We start from the raw sequence: 20943 nt of genomic DNA, 5'->3' as shown, positions 1-20943 counted from the left end.
GGCATCTGTCTCAAGCAATGGTGAACAGGGGTTGGTCGTATTCAACGGGCTGCCCGTTTTCAACCAGAATGGCTTCGATGGTGCCTGACTTGTCGGCCTTGATCTGGTTCATCATCTTCATGGCTTCGACAATACAGAGCACGTCACCTTCCTTAACCTGCTGCCCCTGCTCAACAAAAACCGGTGAGGTAGGGGAGGAGGCCGTGTAGAAAGTACCGACCATTGGCGATCTGACCTGGTGACCAGACAGTTTTGGCCTGGTTTCAACGGTTGCGGCTGCCGGAGCTTCAGGGACAGCTGCCACAGGCGCAGGAGCTGCTGCAGGAATGATCTGTGGGGCAGCGACTGCGGCTACCGGAGCATTCTGGGAATAACGGCTGATGCGAACGGACTCTTCACCTTCGTGAATTTCCAGTTCGTCAATTCCAGATTCTTCCAGCAGCTCAATGAGCTTTTTTACTTTTCGGATGTCCATGGTCAATCTCAAATGCTGTTGGACAGGGAGAAACTGTCCCGTGGTTTATAGAATGTATTCTGGCGCACTCAATCATGCAGCCTTCAGGCAGGTCGGCCCGCCGGTAAAGCCAGTGGTGACTAAGACTTTTGAGCGAGCAGGTCAAGGGCGTAGGCCAGACCAAACTCATAGCCCCTGGGTCCGAGCCCGGCGATAACACCTTCGGCGATATCACTGAAATAGGAGTGATGTCGGAAAGCTTCCCGTCGATGGACGTTGGACAAGTGAACTTCAACAAAGGGAATGGCGACAGCCAGTAGGGCGTCTCTGATAGCAACACTGGTATGGGTGTAAGCAGCCGGGTTGATAATGATGAAATCAACACTCTGCTCAGAGGCTTTATGAATCCGTTCTATAAGCTCGTGCTCAGCGTTGCTCTGGAAGCAACTGAGCTGGTGGCCAGCCGCCTGAGCCTGTTGGGTCAGAGTCTGGTCGATGTGTGCCAGTGTCTTGGCACCGTACACGTCGGGCTCTCTGGTTCCCAGCAGATTCAGGTTGGGGCCGTTCAGAACAAGTAGTGTTGCCATCAGTATCCTCTCATAGTGGCGTACATTGTGCCGCAACGAAATGAAACGGTCTAGTTCGTGCGTGTTACTGAACGTTAAGGCCAGTTACCAAGCATTTCAAAGCCAGATTTACATGGGCGCAATCGGGTTCACACTGACGACATTGGGATTCGGGACAGCAATACTAAGTGTTTGTGGCGGATAGCAAAGACCCGCATCAGCACAGCCCTGGAACTTTATTTGGAAGAGAGGCTTGGGTTCAGAGCTCTTGATGGGAATTTTGATGGTGATATTTTCTGGAAAGATCTCCATGTCCTGCTCAAAGTTAATGTCGTACTTTTTCTTACCTTTGGGGAATAGCGGCTTTCCAAGCCGGGTGGCGCTTTGATGGCTGGAAAAGCTGAATCGATCTTTGTAGAGATAATGCCCTGGCATGACCAGAAAGTGCAGTAGCAGGGTGTTGTTTACGATCTCTGCTTCCAGTTTGAATGCCTTTTCAACTGGAACAAATGTTTCGGTGTCGGATGAAGGGTTACCCAAGAGTTGATTCAGGTCAGAAGAAGCGCAGCAGGAAAATGCCCAGGTAAAAAGAGCGAGGAAAAAGGGCGGGAGGCAAGATTTCTGATTGCTTTTGAATAGCTGAACCATAGAAAACCTACTGCTTTTGTTTCTGGTTTTTTTATTGTCAAGCGAAAGAGCCCGGTGAGGGTGCCCGAGTCCCTAACAAACTATTTTACAAACGATCTTAAAAGATAGTTTGTTAGGGTAGTCTTGTCAGCCTTTGTAGTTGGCTACAGATTTTTTGATGACTTCAAAGGCCGCTTCTTTGCCTTCCCAGCCTTCGATCTTGACCCATTTGCCGGGTTCCAGATCCTTGTAATTCTCAAAGAAGTGTTCGATTTGCTTCAGTAGTAGCTCGGGCAGGTCGGAGTATTCCTGCACATCATTGTACAGTGCCGACAGCTTCTCGTGAGGCACCGCAATCAGTTTTTCGTCCTGACCGCTTTCGTCTGACATATTCAGCATACCCACTGCTCGGCAGCGAATGACAGAACCCGGAACCACAGGGTATGGAGTGATGACCAGAACGTCCAGGGGATCACCATCGTCCGCCAGCGTCTGAGGGATGTAACCATAGTTGGCAGGGTAGAACATGGGGGTAGCCATAAAACGGTCTACCATCAGGGCATCAATATCCTTGTCGATTTCATACTTGATGGGTGACGCATTGGCCGGAATTTCGATAGCAACATAGATATCTTCAGGCAAGCTTTTACCTGCCGGGATATTTGCATAGCTCATGTGTGTATACCTTTGCCTTATTTCGATTACAGAGGTAAAAAGGGTGGAAAGGCAGTCATTATAGAGTCCCTGAGGGGACTTGTCTCCGTTCTGAACAAGACTTTATGAAGGAAGTTGCTCCGGAAGCTGTACTTTGTCCGAAAAAGGGTAGAATACTGTAGGTGTCAGTATGGCTCCTGACTGCTCGGAACAAACCGGAGAAGTCTTATGAGATCAATCAAAGTTAAAGACTGCATGACGCCTCAGGTGATCACTATTCCTGCAACCATGGAAGTGGTTGAGGCGATAAGAATATTGCTTCATAACGATATTACAGCCCTTCCGGTCGTTGATGAAAGTGGCAGGGTGGTCGGAATCCTTTCAGAAACCGACTGTCTTCAGGGGACTTTGATGGGGGGGTATTTTTCCCAGGAAGGGGGTCTTGTGGGTGAAAGTATGAATCGGGATGTCCTTGCCGTATCCTCCAATGACGATATCATCACCGCTTATGAGCACTTTATGAAAGCCCATGCTTTCAGGGTGCCGGTTGTTGATGACGGTGTTCTGGTCGGGATGCTCAGTCCCAAGGATGTCATGTCTTCGGTGTTGGAATTTTATGAAACACCTGTCGTGCAAAAAAACGATGTAAGGGATCTGGCTAACAAGCCTGTGGTTGCTTGATGGTGTTGGTCTGAGTGGTACGAGCTTAGCGGAAAAACCGGTAAGCTCTCTCTTCTTTAGAAATATCTGTCTGAATGGTCATGTAGCCCCGCCCTTCTTTTGAATATCTAATGGCAGATTGTTGGTAAAAAATGAATTTATATATGTTCATTTCTAGTATTTTTGCTATTTTGAATCTATATAAAGTCAAAAATGATGAAAATGAGCACTATCGGACAACAATGTCGGGATCGTCGAAAGGCCAGGGGCTGGAACCAGACCGAGGCGGCTAAAAAGGCTAAAACTACCCGAAGTGTGATCTCTGCCATCGAAAACGATCGGTACCGGGGAGCTTTGTGGGCTTTGAACAATTACCTGGGGTTGTTGGGTCTGGAGTTGACGGTCAAAGATGCTGAAAGGCCCACATGGGATGAACTTGATGAGTTGTTTAAGTATGAAGAGTGATCAATGGATAAAACCATGACTGGAGAGAATGATTGAATCGCTTTGATGAATGGCCTGAAAAAATGAATCGGGTCCGGGTTTATACTCCGGTAGGTCAGGCCGGAGTGTTGGACTTTGATCGGGGCTCTTTTTCCTTTTCTTATGGAGAGTCTGGCGAAGAAATCTCTTTGACGATGCCGCAAAGAGTGGCTTCTTATAACAGCGGAGCCCTTCATCCCGTTTTTCAGATGAACATCCCTGAAGGCTATGTCAGGGAAAGGCTAACTGAACGACTAAGGCGGTATATCAAGGTCAACGATATGTTGTTTCTGGCGCTCCAGCAGAACCGTGGAATAGGTCGACTCAGTTATGAGAGTGATCTTGTGCTGGAGCCTGCCGGGTATGAAAGCCTTGAAGCTCTTGTAAGCTGGGATCGTCGTGAAAGCGTCTTTGAATATCTTCTGGACAAATACCTTTTGAACACGGCGGCAATATCAGGTGTTCAGCCAAAACTTCTGGTCAATACTCAGAAGTCCAGTGAAAGAGGAACTTTAGTCGAACCGGAATTGATCGTTAAAACCGGGGGAGATGAGTATGAGAACCTGGCACTGAATGAGTTTATCTGTATGAGCATTGCCAGAGAATGTGGCATCAGTGTTCCAGAGTTCTGGCTGTCACAGAATGAAGAGCTGTTTATCATGAAGCGCTTTGATCGTTTAAAGGGGCAGTCATTAGGCATGGAAGACTTTGCTGTATTGATGAAAAGGGCGGGGGATGACAAGTATCTGGGTAGCTACGAACAGGTTGCCAGAGTGGTGCAACTTTATACTAAAGATACGCAGCAGACTGATCAGATTTTTGACTACATCGCCATCAGTTGTTTGTTGGGTAATGGTGATGCTCATTTAAAAAACTTTTCATTACTTTATGACAGCGTTAATCCGTTAACATGGTTAACGCTTTCTCCTCTTTATGATGTGGTCAACACGACGGTGTACAAAAGTGACGCTCATGACCTGGCTTTGAAAATGGGTCAAAGCCGTGAGTTTCCAGATCAAGACAAACTGGTAAAATTTGGCAAAGGAATTGGTGTCAAAAGTCCTTCAAAACGACTGGAAGAGATGGCGGACACTGCCAGAGATTATATTAATGGCTTCGATCGGTGGGAGTCGTTTCCAGAACTCAGGGTTGCCCTGGAGAAGTCTATCGCCAGAGCTATGTCGGTCACAGGCTCTGGGATTAAATACAATGTTAAAAGGGCTAAAAAAAGGAAGGTTGATCGTTATTTGTGATGTTGGTACTCAGGTCATTCGAGCTGTATCGGCCTAACCGTAAAACATGTCGATTAAATGTACTTTTTTAAACGTGTTTTTCTTACATGTCGATGCTATCGACATAACTGTAAAACATGTCGATTAAATGCGCTTTTTTAAACATGTTTCCCTTACATGTCGATGCTATCGACATAACTGCAAAACATGTCGATTAAGTGAGCTTTTTTAAACATGTTTTCTTTACATGTCGATGTTATCGACATAAGCTGAGAACGTGTCGATTTTTTACCGGTTTATGAACATGAAGTGCCAGCCTGATCAGCCTTACAACCAGCTTCCACCGTTGCCTGTTGCTCAAAGTCTAGAGACAGTTCCCGTTCTCAAAGCCTGTATCAGGGCTCGGTCTGCATTGGCAGAGCTCAAGCAGGCCGGAGAGCTGTTACCGAATCAGGAACTGCTGATCAATATGCTGCCACTGCTGGAAGCGAAAGACAGTTCCGAAATAGAGAATATTGTCACCACCACCGACAAGCTGTTCCAGTACGCCGAAGAGGACAGCCAGGCAGATCCGGCAACCAAAGAGGCTCTGAGATACCGAACTGCGCTTTTTTCGGGTGTTCAGCAACTTGCCCAAAGGCCTATATCAACCAATATGGCGGCAGCTGTGTGCAGCACCATTAAAGGGTGCGAAATGGACATTCGCAAAGTGCCAGGCACTAAGCTCGCCAATGATCTGACAGGCAGAATCATCTATACCCCACCCGAAGGAGAAGCGGTAATCCGTGACCTGATGGCCGATTGGGAGCGGTATATTCACGTAGAAGACGACACTGACCCGCTTGTGAAAATGGCGGTAACGCATTATCAGTTTGAGGCGATTCACCCCTTTACCGATGGCAATGGCCGTACCGGGCGGATACTGAATATTCTTTACCTGCTGGAGCAAGGTCTACTGACATTGCCCATTCTTTATTTGAGCCACTATATCGTCCGGAACAAGGCTCAATACTATCAACTGCTTAATCAGGTCACTCAGGAGCAGGCCTGGGAACCCTGGGTGTTATATATGTTGGAAGCTGTGGAAAATACATCCTGCTGGACCCGGGCAAAAATAGCCGGTATACGGGAACTGATGGAGATGACATCACGGTGGATTCAGCAACAGGTACCCAAAATCTATAGTCATGAGTTGATTCAAATTATTTTTGAACAGCCCTATAGTCGTATCAGTAACCTGACAGAGCGCGGCATTGCCCGGCGACAAACTGCCTCGCTCTACCTCAAGCAGCTTTGTGCAATAGGTGTGCTCGAGGAAGTTCAATCTGGTAAAGAAAAGCTGTTTGTTCATAAGAAGTTGATTGATCTGATGAAGCGCGATAGTAATGACTTGGTGCCCTATTGATGAACGTTCCAGTTAATGCTGAGTGAGAGTGGGATCAGGGAGTGGAAAAGTGGAATCCGGAGCACGAGGCAAAGACCAGATTAACCTGATAAACGACGAATATCGTATTACGACCATTTGCGTTGTGTCTTCTTGTGGTTGATGAGCAGGAAAGGCTGGCTACTGAGTAGGTCTTATGAAACATGGCCAATGACGTATACAAAGAATCACACCACCCGGTAACTTCGGCTTGATATACCAGTTCGAGCTGGCCGGAGCTTTGGTAAGCGGGAGTTCGATCCATTACTGATCAGCATGGTTTAAGCGGAGGTAGCATTAATGCCTACCCTTCAATAGAGAATACTGGCACAATCTTACTACTTTCAGACAAGCAGGAAATGATTGAGATAAGGGAGTCGTTGTTCTTCAGCTGTGTGGCAGTTGGGCGGTAGTGTGCCTGTCATATTTTATGGTGTTGCGTGCTTCGGTTACAAAAGGGGATGGCATGGTAAATTCGATAGCTGTTATTTTGTACTGTGTTTTTGAAGAAAGTACCAAAAATGCAAGTAACTCACTTGCGGCCTATTCGGGGAGGGGGTGAAATGGGTTATAAATTGTTGATAATTAATGACTTTTTGGCAGGTTGAAAAGTTAGGATATATCTCAGGTGAGTTTATTTTCCTTGGTTTAGGGGGATATGCTACGTGTGAGTGTGATAGCTGATATCACTCGCTTGAGGTCTAATAGCTGTTATGCCTCAAAGCCAACTCTGAGCATGTGTAGAAATATCTCAAAAATTTTAATACAGTGGAAAACATGCAACTTACGGAAAAGTTATGGCTAACATAATTGATCGTCTCATGGATGAGCTTGAGAGCACCTTGGATAAAGCGGGTTTTCCCCAGACAACTTATCTTGGTAGGTTTATTCTCAATACATGTTCGTATGGTATTTGGTTTTATTTCATTATCATGGTGATTTTCTTTGCTGTCACAATATTTGAAACAAAGGATATGGAGCAATTGATGCCCCATAAATGGGATGGTAAAAGTGCATTCCAGTTATTTTTACTCTGTTTAGGATCTGGGGCTTCTATCTCATTTGTTGTTTCATTCGATAAGTAATTTATATTTTTATGAATAAAAAAGAACAAAAATGCATTGAATTGGCAATAGAATTAAAGCTAAGAATTGCTCGCAAAGAGTTGCAAGATTTGCAGCAAAAGAAATATGAAAGTCCGCTTAAAGGTATAATTGACGGAATAGTGTTAGATGAAAACTGGAAGACTAAAATCAAACAAATTTTATTTCTTCCCATGGCTTTTATTCTAATATTATTTCTAGCAATATTGTTACCTTTCCACTATGTTTCTGATATTTTAGAGAAACGAAAAGATATTGAAAAAGCAAGAAAGAAAATAACTTCAATAAAAGAGTCAAATATAAGTAAACCGCCGGAGATCAAAAATATTCATGAGCTTTGGTTATCTCAAAAAATGTATGAAACAGATTATCCGTTTTCTGAAAGAAAATTATTGTTAGAAAACTGGATTAATATTTTATATGGGGAAAATTCATGCAAAAGCTTAATGCTAGATTCAAAAATAGCGTCAATACAGAAATCTTTTTCTGATGCTAATAAACCGTTTTTTGATAGAAAAGAAGGGGCTCCTCATTTTAGCTTTAAATGTCCAATTGATTGTGTAATTGATGATATCGCAAAGCAATTGCCAGCCTACGAGTAGAGGTATAACAAGTGCAGTCAAAGGGTTGCTCACTGTGTTCGCACCCTTGCAGCAGGCTTTAGCTGCTCAACATAAAGTACAGAGTTTCAATGCCGATGTTTGTGCTGCTACTTTTTGGAACTCTTCATTAGAGTGTGTCTACAGCAATGGAAATTAGGTATCTGGTGATTTTATGTTGAAAAAAGAGCTCAATTTGACCAATGAAGAAGTTGCAGTATTTGAATCGATCATGCCGGGGGGAGAAACATGGCATAAAGAAGGACAATGTCTCGAGTCATGTCCTTTCTATGAAGGGTGTAAAAATGCAGGCCCGGACTCATTGTGCTCTGATGAGTGGAAAAAAGTTGAAGTGTCACCAATTGTATCAGATGTGCTATTCCATATTTTTAGCAATTTTGATTCTTACGATATGGGAGATTTGGGCGAAGAGTTATGTTTATCTGAAGATGTCAAAAATATACTAAATAAGATACGTAAATTAGAAGGTGACGATAGTCTTGCTGAGGGTGAAATACGATCAAGAACCCATAATTATAGAGAAAGAAAGTCGGCAATTTCTCGAAAGTTAAAAATTAATGCATACAAAAATAATAAGTTAATTTGTGCAGCATGTGATCATGATGGAAACAAGTATGAAGAAAAAGCAGCACTTAGAATTATTGAGTGCCATCATACGGTTCCAATAAGTAGCGATAAACATACAGGTAAAACAAAGAAAAGTGATCTTATTCTTTTGTGTGCAAACTGCCATAGACTGGATCACTCTGAAAAAGAACCATTAAATGTGGAAGGGATTCGAAAAATTCTTTCACATTGACCATTACATTTAAAACCAGTTGGTTCAACAAGAGCATCCAGCGGAGGGCGCTAGACGCGCCGCCGCTTATGCAGGCGTTATGTGTATCCACAAATTTCAAGTTAATGCTATGAATAATAATTACTTTTCGACTGCGAGTGTTTTCACGGATACTGCTAATTTTCGGTCAATACTTGAAAATTTACCCAGTGATATTGAAAGCATTTGTCAGTTTACTCAAAATCTATTGATTCATGCCTATTGGTTTGAAAGATATGGTTGTGACTTTGATGAAGCCACGCAGTTTAAAGAAATGCAGCTAAGATACATTTCAGATATCTTTGAGCGTGCAGAATCAAAGGGAGAGAAGGATTTAACTTCTCCTCGAAAAGCACAGAATAGAATTGTGAGTATCTGTCGTGATTTTTCTCTGATGCTATGTTCAATCCTCAGGGCTAAGGGAATTCCTGCACGCTTAAGATGTGGTTTTGCAACGTATCTGAGGTCAAATCACTTTGAAGACCACTGGATTTGTGAGTTTTGGAGCGAGAGGAAATCGAAGTGGGTTATGGCTGATGCTCAGTTAGATAGCTTGCACCGAGATACATTGAAAATTGACTTTGATCCGTGTGATTTCCCTCAAGATAAATTCATTCTTGCAGGTAAAGCATGGGAGATTTGTCGATCCGATAAAGAAAACCCAGAATTATTTGGTATCAACGGTTTTAGTGGTCTTGCCTTTATTAAAGGTAATGTGATTCGTGACCTATTCGCACTCACAAAGATCGAGTTGTTAGCTTGGGATACAGGGTGGGGCATACTCCAAGAATATATCACTCCAATAGCAGATGAAAATGAACTTTCATTAATGGATGAATTAGCTGTGCATAGCAGTTTATCGGACGTGCCAGCAGCTAACGAAGCGATAGAAAGCTGCAAGCAAATAACGTTACCTGATGATTGGGGTTGGTTTAAATCGCCAAGCATTAAAGATCTATATTCCAAACATAGAGAATACACATGACGAATAAGGATAAGATTGCGCCCAGCCGCAATCTTATCCTGTTGTTGCACAAGTCCGGCTTGAATTCTGGTAAGGAAGGTCTATTAAAGTTTACTTTTCTGGCGAGCCTTGAATCAAAACGTTTTTGCTGAACGCCATTTATTCAGGATGAGTGTCTCCAGACCACTGAATTACGGTAGTCTTAGATATGTCGGTTCTGTCTGGCTGAGCTTACATTTCCTCCCTGCTTGTGAATGGCGGTTTTTGTTGCTGTGGCAATGCTCAGGTCGGTTTCAGGAAACTGAACGCAATGTGTTTCATAGACTCACCGCAACGCCTGCATGTGAATGTCGGGCGAATGACGGGTTCGACTGCTTTGACCATCACATTTAAAACCAGTTGCACCAGTTATAATTGTTTTTTTGCGTTGCTGTTTAAAAATCCATAATCCCGCGATCGTCGAAGTCGCCTGGGTAATACATGTTTCAGTACCAGCCACAGGAAGTCTTCTCCTGGCAGGGTTCGCTTCTCCTTTTTGCCGGTCTCACCGTTGAGGCAAGAAAAGGTCACCTTTCCCTGTTTGCTGGCCAGGATGTTGTTGTCACTGATCAAGCCTCGGTACAGATAGCAGGATAGATATTCAAGTGCTGGTAATCCTTTGCCCACCCGCTTGCAATTGACGACCCACTCTTTGGGCAGCCTTGTTTTCAGGCTCGGTGATAGTAGTCCTTACATGTTTCCAGAAAAACTGTAGGCCATTACGAACGGTTTTGACCGTGCTCCAGGAGTGGCTTTCCACCAGGGCGGCAAAATAGGTTTTTAAATCCTCAGGGCTGAGTCTGTCAGGACAATGGTCAAAGAAGTCAGCCAGCCGCCGCAGCGGCCTGCTGTATAGATCAATGGTTGATTTTCTTTTGCCCTGAAGTTTCAGGGTGGTGAGGTGTTTTTGATACAGTTTGTCAAACCGGATTTGTGCAGAACGTTCCATGTTGCTTCCTTATATAAGCCGCGTCGGAGTGGTACGGATATCAGGAAGTATTGGCAACGGTGGGGTGGCTGGGATGAACGGTATTTTTTTGCCGCGTTAGAGGCTTGGTTCAACAAGTAAATCCAGGTGATGCCTACGGCGCACCTGATTTAGGCGTTATAACAAGGAATCAACATTGAGATCAACTCACTCAAAAAGAATCAAAGAAAACATATGGCCATTTATTATAATTGGCATTTTCTCTGGCACATTAATTTCACTTGAAAAATATATAATCAATAGCAGTATTTATAAATTAATAATAAAAAATACAGATATAAACTTCGACCTTTCAAAATTTGCTACATCTCTATTTGAAGAAAGCATAGCTATCAACACACTCCTGTTCTTCTTCATTATTACAGGCTTGTCTATTACAGGGCATCGTATGCTTTTTGGAGTTGTTGATCGCCGAAGTTTACAATCAGGATTCATTCATACAATTGAGAACTTCTCCGCCTTGCTTTCTATAGCAATGATTGGGCTTTGTGTAGGTATCTCAATTCCCGCTTTCATCTCAGAAGGGAAGAATGTAGGTGGTATATTTATTCTGGCAGCTATAGTTCCAGCGTGTTACCTAATGATAACAGCAGTTACTGTTGAGGTTTTATATTGGAAAGGGGTTAAAGACCTGCCAAAGTTCGTTGAAGACAATCGCAAATGGCGCTGGGCAGCTAGAATTGAAGGTTTTATACTATTTATAGGTCTTATATTGTATTTATCATTCTACAAAACCTTTGACTCATTTATACGCACAATTCAAAGTTATGTGCAGTCCTTGTTATAACAAGTGCATCCAGGTGACGCTGACGGCGCACCTGATGCAGGCGTTAGGTGTTTCGCGAGTTTTCAATAACTCAAAACATTAAGGGTCAGGTATTTTCTGCTAATATGAAATATCAATTTTTAATCTAGAGACTTTAATGACTATAACTAATGAATACTTAGATCAGATCTTGGCTCCAAAACTTAAGGAAAAAGGGTTAAATCAAAAGCAAACATCATTTATTAAGCTTGATATTTCTACAAGACTGAATTCAATTTTATCAGTTTGGAACAATAAAAATGAAAGAGCTTCATTTCTTGAAATGTCTCGCGAAGAAGCAGTAAATTATGAGCCAAAGGCTCCATCATTATTGGTTAAGATGCTTGTAAATTCATCAATAAGAAATAGTGTTATAGAAGATCTCCACGCAGATGAATGTTATAGCCAAGAATTAATAGGAGAGGAAAAGGTATTTATTGATGACGATGATATTAAAGAAATTACAATAGAAGCAATTAATTTCTTTAATTCAAAAGATATTTTTACAGATTTACCTTCGAGTGAGGGGATTTCCTTTAGTAAAAGTCATCCAATTACATATAAAGCTTTTTTAGAATTAAGCAAAATATCTAGTGGAACTACAACATATCAGCCATCTAAATCAGAATACATATTTAGCATAGAAGAAAAATATGATTTCAATACAAATAGCGTTGGTAAAAATAAAACTGTTGTTTTAAGTGGGTTTGATCCAAGGTTTGATGAATATTTGAGTGCAGTAATACCTAGAATTAGAAAAGATAAGGCTATATTTTTTATTCCATGCTTCAAATTCCTGACTAGAAATCCATTGAAGCTATATGACGTTTTTGAACTAATCTTGTCATCTGGTGCATCAATAGCAACATTTAACTATTACATTGAAAATGGTTTTATCTGCAAAAGGTATGATTTTTTACCTGCCCCGCATTCAACAGATGATGTTGAACGTCAAATGAAAAATAAAAAAGGGTTGAGCCACAAACATAAGCAAGCAATAAAGTTTGTGCAAAAAAACACCTAACAAATTCTTCCAATTCGTTCCGGGGCTACGCCCCTCCGCCCGACGCCGCCGTCAGCAGGGCTGAACCAAGCGTTATGTTGCTACCTAAATAATTCAGAATGTGATCCAGTTCTTTCAAAAAAGATTTCACTCCCAACAATCATGTAGATCAATAACCAGTCAGGCTCTATATGACATTCTCTACGCCCTTTGTAGTTTCCGGTCAGGTAGTGATCTTTATACTTAGGTTCAAGGATTTCTTCTTTGGCAAGCCGAACCATAATCGTTTTAAGTTTCTTTAAATCCTTACCTTGCCGTTCGACTTTCTTGTAATCCTTTTTAAACTTCGTTGATCGTACTGGAGTAAGCATCAGTCAGCATCCAGATCATCAAACATTTCTTCCATTGAATCGTAATGAGTTAAGCCTACCCCTTTGTCTGTATCCTTGAAGGCTTTCAGGGTTTCTTCATTAGGTATACGAACATCAAAGGGCAATCCGTTACACAAGCCTACCTGCTTATAAAACAAAGTGATTGCGTCTGTTGCGTTAAGTCCGAGTTTCCTGAATATCGCTTCTGCATGTTCCTTTACATCAGGTTCTATTCTGGCTCGGATCATTGCGCTCTTGCTCATTTTAAGTACCTCTGTGTGTCATATTGTTCTACACCGTGTCATTGTAGATCATTTGAGGAACAGTGCAAACGCAACATAACATATATGATCCGTACCTCTGTCAAGGGCAGCAAAGGTACCCTTGGCAGCTTAAGCCAATCAGGGCTTACGCATGAGAATAATCATTCTCATTTAGACGCGCAAAGCAACAGCTTTGCCACATCATGAGTTGATCATGGCTCACACATCTGTGCTAAAAAGCTGTAAAATACCCCAATTTTACGCCTGATGCCTATTAATCCTGAACCGCTAATCATGTTTCTCAACGAGTTAACCGACCCACGTAAGCGTGCTTCTTCCTGCGAGCATAACTTTAACGACATTCTTGTGATTGCTGTGTGTGCCATCATCTGTGGGGCTGATACATGGCAAGATATGCAAGAGTTCGGTGAAGAAAAAGAAGACTGGTTTCGTTTATTTCTTGAGCTTCCCAATGGTATTCCGTCGCACGACACCTTCTACCGGATTTTTTGCATGCTCAAACCGGATGAATTTCAGGAATGCTTCACCCGGTGGGTAAAATCTGCTTATCCTGAAGCCCTTGATATACCTGATGGTGATGCTGAAATCATTCCAATTGACGGCAAGGTTATCAAGGGTTCCAAAGGGAAAGGCAAGGGTAAAAAAGCAGTCCTTATGGTTAGCGCCTGGAGCACCAGACTGAGCCTGGTCTTAGGGCAAAAAAAGGTTGATAAAAAGTCGAATGAGATAACCGCTGTCCCCCAACTTCTTGAAGCTATCGACTTGAAAGGCTGCATGATTACAGCCGATGCAATCAGCTGCCAAAAAAGTATTGCAGAAACCTGCGTAAACCAGGAGGCAGATTATCTTTTTGCTGTTAAAGGAAACCAAAAAACACTGCACAACGATATTCAGACAGCGGTCGAAGAGCGATGGAATAGCAACCCGGAAGAGCCAGTATCAGATGCATTTTTTGAGTGCAAAAATAAAGGCCATGGTCGTCATGAATATCGCTGCTGCTGGGTTTTTGATGACGTTTCGGCTCTTTCAACAGCTGATGAATGGACAGGAATAAAGCAGTTTGGTGTCGTTCAGTCTGATCGAACAATTGATGGCAAAGCCACGACAGCTCTAAGGTTCTACATTTCCAGCAAAACCATGACAGCCGAGGGAATGCTCAATGCAACGCGCCAGCACTGGGAAGTGGAAAATAGTCTGCACTGGATGCTGGACGTTGCCTTTGATGAAGATGCTTGCCAAACCAAAGATGAATGCGCTGCTGAAAATCTGTCTACCTTGCGTCGTATTGCCCTAAATATTCTGAAGGCCGACGTTACCAGTAAGAGGAGCATCAAGACAAAGCGTAAAAAGGCTGGATGGAGCAATAGATACCTGTCTCAGCTATTGAAATCATTCATTGTTGGGGCTAAATGAGAATGATTATCTTCATGCGTAAGCCCTGTTAAGCCAATAAAAAACTTGGCAAGAAAGTCTGCTTCGGTTTGTCATGATTCGCTGCAAATCAGTCGTTTACAGCAAGCACATATTGAGGCTCTCTTACTGTGGTCTCATCACAGCCTGGTGGTCTACTTCTGGCATCCTTTGCCCATCCGCTTGCAATTGACGTTTGGGCAGCCTTGTTTTCAGGCTCGGTGATAGTAGTCCTTGTTCGTCCAGGGCGCGAAGGAGTTTTGCCCGAAAGACCATGGTCAGGTTCTTGCCACTGAAAAGATAGTTGCCTTTGAGTTTGCGCCACTCTTGTCGTCGGGTGTCAGCGGACGGCGCTAGACGCGCCGTCGCTTATGCAGGGGTTATGCGCTTCAATTCCTCATAAAGCATAATAACGATACCATTTAATGACACTATGCTCTATAGTGTCTTTTATGAATGCAAAACACCGTAAAACGCTAACAGCGGTATTCAGAGATCCGACCCCAAAACAGTTGGAATGGAAGGCTATAGAAGCCCTCTTGATCGAAATGCTGGCGCAAACCCGTTCCTTCAGGGGCGGGTCTAGCCAGCGCAAGGCGTTAGCCTTGCTGTGACAGTCGTTTGGAAGTTTTAGCAGATTTTTCTGAAGGCGGTGTTCTCTGGCTTTCAATATATTTTTTAACTGTCTCCATACTGGCACCACCTGCTGATACACAGCAATAACTCGGGCTCCAGAAGTGTTTCCCCCATAACATCGGCTTTATGCGCTCCCGGTATTCACGCTTTAAAATATAGGACGACTTTCCCTTTAGATTGCCTGCCAAGTTAGAGATTGCCAGCTTTGGGTGAACAGTAACTATTGCGTGAATATGATCGTGCTCCCTGTCAAATTCGATTAGCTCACAATCCATCTGAAGACAGGTCTCTGAAAATATTTCACGTAGCCGGTCAATCATTTCCTTGGTGAACACGTTTCTACGGTATTTAGTAACAAATACTAGGTGTACGTTATTCCTAAATACACATGATCTACCCGATTTCCATTCGTACATAAAAACCTCATATTTGACAGATATTTCTAGCCAGACTAGCATGAAGCCATTAAATTCAACAGGTTATGTAATGCTTCAAGGTATCCGACTCAAAGCCAATCCAACAGATCAGCAAAAGTTGGTTCTGTCTCAGTGGATGGGTTGCGCTCGGTTTGTCTGGAATGCGAAATGTGATGAACATCGCTATTACAGCACTTACGCAAAAAAATACTGCCCCATAGGTATGTATGCTCCTATTGACACAAAGGCAGCCCAATTCAAAAGCGAAGAGTTATCACCCTGGTTATCCGATTGTCCCAGTCAGATAATCAGAAACTCGGCTACCAACTGGTATAAGACCTACCGGAAGTACATGAATGGCCAGTGCGGTAAACCAAAGAAAAAAGCCAAGACAGACAAGGGCAGTGTTTACCTCACCAAAGAGTTGTTCCGGTTCGATATCTGTGCAGATGGTGTAACCCGTCTTTTCATTGGCACAAAGACCAATAATATTGGTTATTTGTCGTTTAAAACTCACCGTTTATTCAACGAACCAAAATCCATTTACATTAGAAAAGAGGCTGGTCAATACTCCGTTTCTTTCTGTTACGACGATGGATCAGAAGAACCAGCAACAGAAAAAGAGCATTTGGAATACCTCAAAGGTGCTTCCAAAGAGTGGCTGGAAGAGCATGTTATTGGCGTCGATCGAGGTGTTGTCATACCTGTTCATACTGGCGTTAAGCCTTACGACTTTGAAGAAGACCAGAAAAAGAACATGGATAAGCGCCAGCGATACCTGAAGAGGTTTCAGCGCCGTTTGTCTCGCCAAACCAAAGGCTCAAACCGTCGTCAGAAAACAAAGAACAGGATTAGCAGGCAGCACAAGAAAGTAGCCAACATTCGGCAAGACTTCTGCCACCAAACCAGCAGAACAATGGTCGATAGCAAGGCCAAGGTCATTGTTTTCGAAGATCTGAAAACCTCAAAAATGACTCGCAGGCCAAAAGCAAAAAAAGATCAAAACGGAAAGTTCATCTCCAACAAGGCGAAACAAAAAGCCGGACTGAACAAGGCCATTCTCAACGTAGGATGGCACTTCTTGGAAACTTACACCCGATATAAAGCAGCAAAAGCAGGCAAAGCAGTCTTCAAAGTGCCTGCACCCTTTACGAGTCAAGAGTGTGCTGATTGCGGTCACACTCACCCCGACAACCGCAAGACACAAGAACGGTTTCTTTGCGGTCAATGTGGACACTTTGACAACGCTGACAGAAACGCCAGCATCGTAATCAAGAAACGAGCAATTAAGTTTTTCATGGACTCTGGGACGGAGTTGGTTGGCAAAGGAATTCCTGTGCTAACCAAAGGACGTGGAGCGAAATGTAAGCCGGGAAAGGGCAAGCCCTCTCCCGCAGCTCGCAGTGAAACGTCAAAAAAGAAAAGAACGGTAACTACTCCGGTAGCTTGCTTAGTATTGGAAGCTCGTTCCTTTAGGGGCGAGTAGTTCACTGCTGTTGGAGCCGATATTATTGAGGGACGCGGGTCGCGAGTAAGGTTCCATAAAAATGGTGAAATCGGAACTTTCCATAGACCGCACCCGAAAAAAGAGGCAAAGCCGTATCAGGTGAAAGATGCACGAGATTTTCTAATCAGGATTGGAGTTAAACCATGAACACAATGACATATAAAGGTTATGCAGCCAGCATAGAATACAGTGATGATGATGAGTGTTTCATTGGTCATATTGCAGGTATTAAAGATCGAGTTGGTTTTCATGGTCAGTCAGTAGCAGAATTAAAAGAGGCTTTTCACGAAGCAGTTGAAGATTATCTCGAAACTTGTGCTTCTGTGGGCAAGGAGCCTCAGAAACCATACTCTGGTAAATTGATGCTTCGTATTCCACCAGAACTTCATGCAACCATTGCAACAGCAGCTCAGGTTAGTGGTCAAAGTATTAACCAATGGATTTCAAAAGCCTTAATTCAAGCTTCTCGCATATAAACCAGCGCATAACAAGTGCGTGATGTCGCCAGCAAGCTGGCTGAGACGCCGCCCCGCCGTTGGCGGCGCGGCTGAACCAGGCGTTATTAGGCTAATTGCCTAATCTATGTCCCTTTCCTGACATAGCTGTAACTTGTCGTGTTGTAGCTTTTGTCCATAGTTCAGAGAAGAAATCGGAAAAATTTTCCAAAACTGTCTGACATTGTTCAGGCCTGAATGCACACGTTATAAAAACCATTAAAGAGCCAGGCGCTAAATATGAAGAACCAAGCGCCCATAAAATTGCAAAGGTAAGGCTCGTAGCAATTATTGCTGGACGAACTTTATTAATAGAATCTGAACTAGTCAATTGAGTCGGCAATACTACTATTAATGGCTCCTTGTCATCTTTACTATCTTCTAAAGTCAAATATTGCTTGATGCTATCTTTCAAATATGGAAATTCATTAGTTAATTTCTCTAAATTAACTGTTTTACAAAAATTGGGGATGTAATAGTCCTTAGCAAGAAAAAGCGGAGCAAGCTGATTAATTACAGCCCCACTATTATCAAAATCATCATTAAAGATTTTTTTATCAATTGTTTTTCTTTCAATAACAGCATATTGACTTTTATTTTCAGTAGCTGAACATATAAAAAAGTTTATCTGCTCAGAAGCATAAGCATTGAATATAAAAAGATTGGTAATTGTCATGGAAAGAATAAATAACATTCTGTAAATAAGTGCCATAGTATGTAGATCCTAAGATTGGTTCAATGATTTATTTTTTGATGAACCTCGGAAAAGTAGACCATAAAACGCCACATAACAAATAGTTCCAGTTCGTTCCGGGCTTTGCCCTATGACCGCAGGGCAAACGCATGAGCATTTTTTGAACAATTTCTTGTAAAAATGTCCTTGCTAAGCCCTGTTTGATTCTGGTACATTCTGCCTTTTTTATGGCATTTCACTCTCTTCTCGAACGAACCAGCCAGTTGCCAGACCCCAGACAAGCTGCCAAATGTACCCATATCCTTGGGGAAGTCGTTTTTATGACCATTGTCGGTCACCTTTGCGGAGCTGACGACTGGGACAGTGTTGTCCAGCGTGCTGACAAGAAAAAAACCTTCATTTCAGGATTCATTCACTTTACAGTTTGCTGAGATCGGTAGCCGTTTGAGAAAAGCCAGTCACTTTCAGTTATTCTCCAACTTAAAAAGGTATAACCATGAAAACACGTGCAGCTGTCGCTTGGGGACCAGGCAAGCCTCTTACTATTGAGGAAGTTGACCTTCAAGAACCTCAGGCTGGTGAGGTTCTGGTAAAATTAACAGCAACCGGCGTATGTCATACCGATGCCTTTACCCTGAGTGGTGAGGACCCTGAGGGTATCTTTCCCTGTATATTAGGTCATGAGGGTGCAGGTATTGTAGAAGCGGTAGGAGAAGGAGTAACATCCGTCGCGGTTGGTGATCACGTTATCCCGCTATATACTCCGGAATGTGGCGAATGTAAATTTTGTACCTCCGGTAAAACCAATCTCTGTCAGGCCATTCGTGCAACTCAGGGCAAAGGCCTGATGCCGGACGGAACCTCGCGATTTTCAAAAGATGGGCAGCCCATTTATCACTTTATGGGCACATCGACCTTTGCAGAGCATACGGTATTACCTGAAATTGCCGTGGCAAAAATCAGTCAGGCCGCACCATTGGATAAAGTCTGTTTGTTAGCTTGTGGTGTATCTACCGGTATTGGTGCTGTGCTGAATACAGCGAAAGTAGAAGAAGGAGCAACCGTAGCCATATTTGGTTTGGGTGGTGTTGGCCTGTCGGCAGTTCAAGGCGCTGTGATGGCCAAAGCCTCGCGCATTTTAGTGGTGGATATTAATCCCGATAAATTTCAAATGGCCAAAGACCTTGGCGCAACTGATTGCATCAACCCAAAGGATTACAATAAACCCATTCAAGAAGTGATTGTTGAGCTCACCGGGGGCGGAGTAGATTACTCATTCGAGTGTATCGGTCGAACTGAAACCATGAGAAGTGCCCTGGAGTGCTGTCATAAAGGTTGGGGTGAGTCGACGATTATTGGTGTGGCTGGCGCTGGTCAGGAGATCAGTACACGTCCATTTCAATTAGTCACAGGCCGTGTCTGGCGCGGCAGCGCTTTTGGCGGGGTTAAAGGGCGGACTCAACTGCCAGAGTATGTTGAAAAATATATGGCTGGTGAAATTAAAGTCGACGAAATGGTCACCCATACAATGCCGTTAGAAGACATTAATAAAGCTTTTGACCTGATGCATGAAGGTAAATCGATTCGCACCGTCATCAAATATTGACAAATGAGTGAATGAGGCTCGTGAATTCTACTCACTTGCCAGATAGCTTTTAAGTGAATCAATAGGCAAGATCAGCTATGAAAGAATTATCCCGTGTTAAATGCTTTGGTGGCGTTCAACTACAACATGAGCATGAAGCTGACACTACCCGCTGCACTATGCAGTTCTCGATTTATTTACCCAGTAAAGCCGAGTCCGAAAAGGTGCCGGTTCTGTATTGGCTGTCAGGTCTTACCTGTACGGATCAAAACTTTGTGACAAAAGCAGGCGCCCAACAGTTTGCACAAGAGTATGGTGTTGCTATTGTTTGTCCAGATACGAGCCCCCGTGGAGAGGGGGTGGCAGACGATCCCGAAGGCGCCTGGGATTTGGGTTTAGGGGCCGGTTTCTATGTTAATGCAACAGAGCAGCCATGGGGTGAGCACTATCACATGTACGATTATGTGGTGCACGAACTTCCAGCTCTGATCGAGGCGAACTTTCCCGTTACCGGTAAAAAATCAATCTCAGGGCATTCTATGGGTGGCCACGGTGCCTTGGTGGTTGGTCTGAACAATGCCAATCATTATGAGTCAATTTCGGCTTTTGCGCCGATCGTAAACCCCAGTCAGTGTCCATGGGGGCAGAAAGCGTTTACTCATTATTTAGGGCATAACCAGGACTCATGGCTTGCATATGACGCCACTGTGTTAATTGAGAATCAGGCATACGATCGTGTCTTGCCTGTTATGATTAACCAGGGCCTGTCGGATAATTTCTTGCAACAGCAATTACTGACAAAACATTTCAAGTCGGCGTGTGATAAGGTGAAGTACCCTATCCAGCTATCTATAGATGAAGGCTATGACCATAGCTATTTCTATATAGCCAGTTTTATCAGAGAGCATATCGCTTTTCATGCCAATGCCTTAAACACTTCACTTTAAATATGAAGACTCTGTCTTATCAGCCACCTTTAGCTCCGATGGCAGCCACGTGGTAACCGCCAGTGGTGACGACGTTGTGAAAATCACTGAACTACGGAGGAAATATGAAACGCTGTTAATGAGTAATGCCATTCTGCGTGCGCTGCAAGAAAAAAACTTTG

At 43.3% G+C, this 20943-nt stretch carries 25 protein-coding genes and 1 pseudogene; 17 read left to right on the top strand and 9 right to left on the bottom strand.

Annotated features, from left to right (window positions below; translation table 11 throughout):
* Positions 1–10: 10 nt before the first annotated feature.
* The 4 genes from accB to ppa form a co-directional block, all read right to left on the bottom strand.
* Complete coding sequence (gene accB / locus K7B67_RS14185; RefSeq protein ID WP_252176545.1) at positions 11–475, bottom strand: acetyl-CoA carboxylase biotin carboxyl carrier protein; 465 nt, start codon at positions 473–475, stop codon at positions 11–13.
* Positions 476–594: 119 nt separating this feature from the next.
* Positions 595–1041 carry a type II 3-dehydroquinate dehydratase gene (gene aroQ / locus K7B67_RS14180; RefSeq protein WP_252176544.1) on the bottom strand — a complete coding sequence of 149 codons (447 nt, stop codon included), beginning with the start codon at positions 1039–1041 and terminating at the stop codon, positions 595–597.
* Positions 1042–1149: 108 nt separating this feature from the next.
* Positions 1150–1560: a protein-disulfide reductase DsbD N-terminal domain-containing protein gene (locus K7B67_RS14175; protein WP_252176543.1), complete on the bottom strand. Its 411-nt coding sequence runs from the start codon at positions 1558–1560 to the stop codon at positions 1150–1152.
* A gap of 234 nt (positions 1561–1794) precedes the next feature.
* Positions 1795–2322 (bottom strand): inorganic diphosphatase, encoded by a 528-nt coding sequence (gene ppa / locus K7B67_RS14170; RefSeq protein ID WP_252176542.1) that lies wholly within the window; start codon positions 2320–2322, stop codon positions 1795–1797.
* Between the two features lie 207 nt (positions 2323–2529).
* Here ppa and K7B67_RS14165 point away from each other — a divergent pair, with 207 nt between their 5' ends.
* The 8 genes from K7B67_RS14165 (at position 2530) to K7B67_RS14130 (ending at position 9624) form a co-directional block, all read left to right on the top strand.
* A complete protein-coding gene (locus K7B67_RS14165) occupies positions 2530–2982 on the top strand; it encodes a CBS domain-containing protein (RefSeq protein WP_252176541.1) in 453 nt (150 codons plus the stop codon).
* A gap of 201 nt (positions 2983–3183) precedes the next feature.
* Positions 3184–3426 carry a helix-turn-helix domain-containing protein gene (locus tag K7B67_RS14160; protein ID WP_252176540.1) on the top strand — a complete coding sequence of 81 codons (243 nt, stop codon included), beginning with the start codon at positions 3184–3186 and terminating at the stop codon, positions 3424–3426.
* A gap of 32 nt (positions 3427–3458) precedes the next feature.
* Positions 3459–4697 (top strand): type II toxin-antitoxin system HipA family toxin, encoded by a 1239-nt coding sequence (locus K7B67_RS14155; protein WP_252176539.1) that lies wholly within the window; start codon positions 3459–3461, stop codon positions 4695–4697.
* 283 nt (positions 4698–4980) lie between these two features.
* Positions 4981–6081 (top strand): Fic family protein, encoded by a 1101-nt coding sequence (locus K7B67_RS14150; protein WP_252176538.1) that lies wholly within the window; start codon positions 4981–4983, stop codon positions 6079–6081.
* A gap of 815 nt (positions 6082–6896) precedes the next feature.
* A complete protein-coding gene (locus tag K7B67_RS14145; RefSeq protein ID WP_252176537.1) occupies positions 6897–7184 on the top strand; it encodes a hypothetical protein in 288 nt (95 codons plus the stop codon).
* Positions 7185–7195: 11 nt separating this feature from the next.
* On the top strand, positions 7196–7804 hold the full coding sequence (locus K7B67_RS14140) for a hypothetical protein (protein WP_252176536.1): 609 nt from the start codon (positions 7196–7198) through the stop codon (positions 7802–7804).
* Between the two features lie 172 nt (positions 7805–7976).
* A complete protein-coding gene (locus K7B67_RS14135; protein WP_252176535.1) occupies positions 7977–8621 on the top strand; it encodes an HNH endonuclease in 645 nt (214 codons plus the stop codon).
* Between the two features lie 19 nt (positions 8622–8640).
* Positions 8641–9624: a transglutaminase-like domain-containing protein gene (locus tag K7B67_RS14130; protein ID WP_252176534.1), complete on the top strand. Its 984-nt coding sequence runs from the start codon at positions 8641–8643 to the stop codon at positions 9622–9624.
* 619 nt (positions 9625–10243) lie between these two features.
* Here the strand turns inward: K7B67_RS14130 and K7B67_RS14125 are convergent.
* Positions 10244–10591, bottom strand: coding sequence for a phage integrase N-terminal SAM-like domain-containing protein (locus K7B67_RS14125; RefSeq protein ID WP_252176533.1), 348 nt, complete (start codon positions 10589–10591; stop codon positions 10244–10246).
* A gap of 175 nt (positions 10592–10766) precedes the next feature.
* Here K7B67_RS14125 and K7B67_RS14120 point away from each other — a divergent pair, with 175 nt between their 5' ends.
* Positions 10767–11417 (top strand): hypothetical protein, encoded by a 651-nt coding sequence (locus K7B67_RS14120; protein ID WP_252176532.1) that lies wholly within the window; start codon positions 10767–10769, stop codon positions 11415–11417.
* A 136-nt stretch (positions 11418–11553) separates the two neighbouring features.
* Entirely contained in the window at positions 11554–12459 is a 906-nt protein-coding gene (locus K7B67_RS14115) for a hypothetical protein (RefSeq protein ID WP_252176531.1), read from the top strand.
* Positions 12460–12539: 80 nt separating this feature from the next.
* Here K7B67_RS14115 and K7B67_RS14110 read toward each other — a convergent pair whose 3' ends face one another.
* Positions 12540–12809: a type II toxin-antitoxin system YafQ family toxin gene (locus K7B67_RS14110; protein ID WP_252176530.1), complete on the bottom strand. Its 270-nt coding sequence runs from the start codon at positions 12807–12809 to the stop codon at positions 12540–12542.
* Positions 12809–13072 carry a type II toxin-antitoxin system RelB/DinJ family antitoxin gene (locus K7B67_RS14105; RefSeq protein ID WP_252176529.1) on the bottom strand — a complete coding sequence of 88 codons (264 nt, stop codon included), beginning with the start codon at positions 13070–13072 and terminating at the stop codon, positions 12809–12811. Before K7B67_RS14105 ends, K7B67_RS14110 begins: the two co-directional genes overlap by 1 nt.
* Before the next feature lie 294 nt (positions 13073–13366).
* Here K7B67_RS14105 and K7B67_RS14100 point away from each other — a divergent pair, with 294 nt between their 5' ends.
* The gene (locus K7B67_RS14100) at positions 13367–14506 is read left to right on the top strand and encodes an ISAs1 family transposase (RefSeq protein WP_252176528.1); all 1140 of its coding nucleotides are present in this window, start codon (positions 13367–13369) and stop codon (positions 14504–14506) included.
* A gap of 449 nt (positions 14507–14955) precedes the next feature.
* Positions 14956–15117, top strand: coding sequence for a hypothetical protein (locus K7B67_RS14095; protein ID WP_252176527.1), 162 nt, complete (start codon positions 14956–14958; stop codon positions 15115–15117).
* On the opposite strand, the gene tnpA is transcribed toward K7B67_RS14095, so the two are convergent.
* Positions 15103–15555 carry an IS200/IS605 family transposase gene (tnpA, locus tag K7B67_RS14090; protein ID WP_252176526.1) on the bottom strand — a complete coding sequence of 151 codons (453 nt, stop codon included), beginning with the start codon at positions 15553–15555 and terminating at the stop codon, positions 15103–15105. The genes K7B67_RS14095 and tnpA overlap by 15 nt on opposite strands.
* 70 nt (positions 15556–15625) lie before the next feature.
* Here tnpA and K7B67_RS14085 point away from each other — a divergent pair, with 70 nt between their 5' ends.
* The 3 genes and pseudogenes from K7B67_RS14085 (at position 15626) to K7B67_RS14075 (ending at position 17538) form a co-directional block, all read left to right on the top strand.
* Positions 15626–17041, top strand: coding sequence for a transposase (locus K7B67_RS14085; RefSeq protein ID WP_252176525.1), 1416 nt, complete (start codon positions 15626–15628; stop codon positions 17039–17041).
* Between the two features lie 18 nt (positions 17042–17059).
* Positions 17060–17209, top strand: a pseudogene (locus K7B67_RS14080) (type II toxin-antitoxin system HicA family toxin); the annotation flags it as partial.
* Entirely contained in the window at positions 17206–17538 is a 333-nt protein-coding gene (locus K7B67_RS14075; RefSeq protein ID WP_252176524.1) for a type II toxin-antitoxin system HicB family antitoxin, read from the top strand. The pseudogene K7B67_RS14080 and the gene K7B67_RS14075, both read left to right, overlap by 4 nt.
* A gap of 91 nt (positions 17539–17629) precedes the next feature.
* Here the strand turns inward: K7B67_RS14075 and K7B67_RS14070 are convergent, their stop codons facing one another.
* Positions 17630–18268: a hypothetical protein gene (locus K7B67_RS14070; RefSeq protein ID WP_252176523.1), complete on the bottom strand. Its 639-nt coding sequence runs from the start codon at positions 18266–18268 to the stop codon at positions 17630–17632.
* A 478-nt stretch (positions 18269–18746) separates the two neighbouring features.
* Here K7B67_RS14070 and K7B67_RS14065 point away from each other — a divergent pair, with 478 nt between their 5' ends.
* Together K7B67_RS14065 and fghA are read left to right on the top strand one after the other, a co-directional pair.
* The gene (locus tag K7B67_RS14065; RefSeq protein ID WP_252176522.1) at positions 18747–19856 is read left to right on the top strand and encodes an S-(hydroxymethyl)glutathione dehydrogenase/class III alcohol dehydrogenase; all 1110 of its coding nucleotides are present in this window, start codon (positions 18747–18749) and stop codon (positions 19854–19856) included.
* 77 nt (positions 19857–19933) lie between these two features.
* Positions 19934–20782 (top strand): S-formylglutathione hydrolase, encoded by an 849-nt coding sequence (gene fghA, locus K7B67_RS14060; RefSeq protein WP_252176521.1) that lies wholly within the window; start codon positions 19934–19936, stop codon positions 20780–20782.
* Positions 20783–20943 lie beyond the last annotated feature (161 nt).

This window comes from Endozoicomonas sp. 4G, from assembly GCF_023822025.1.
In the GTDB taxonomy this organism is placed as follows: domain Bacteria; phylum Pseudomonadota; class Gammaproteobacteria; order Pseudomonadales; family Endozoicomonadaceae; genus Endozoicomonas_A.
Note: the sequence above shows the minus strand (reverse complement) of the source record. Positions and strands in the feature narration are given on the sequence as shown.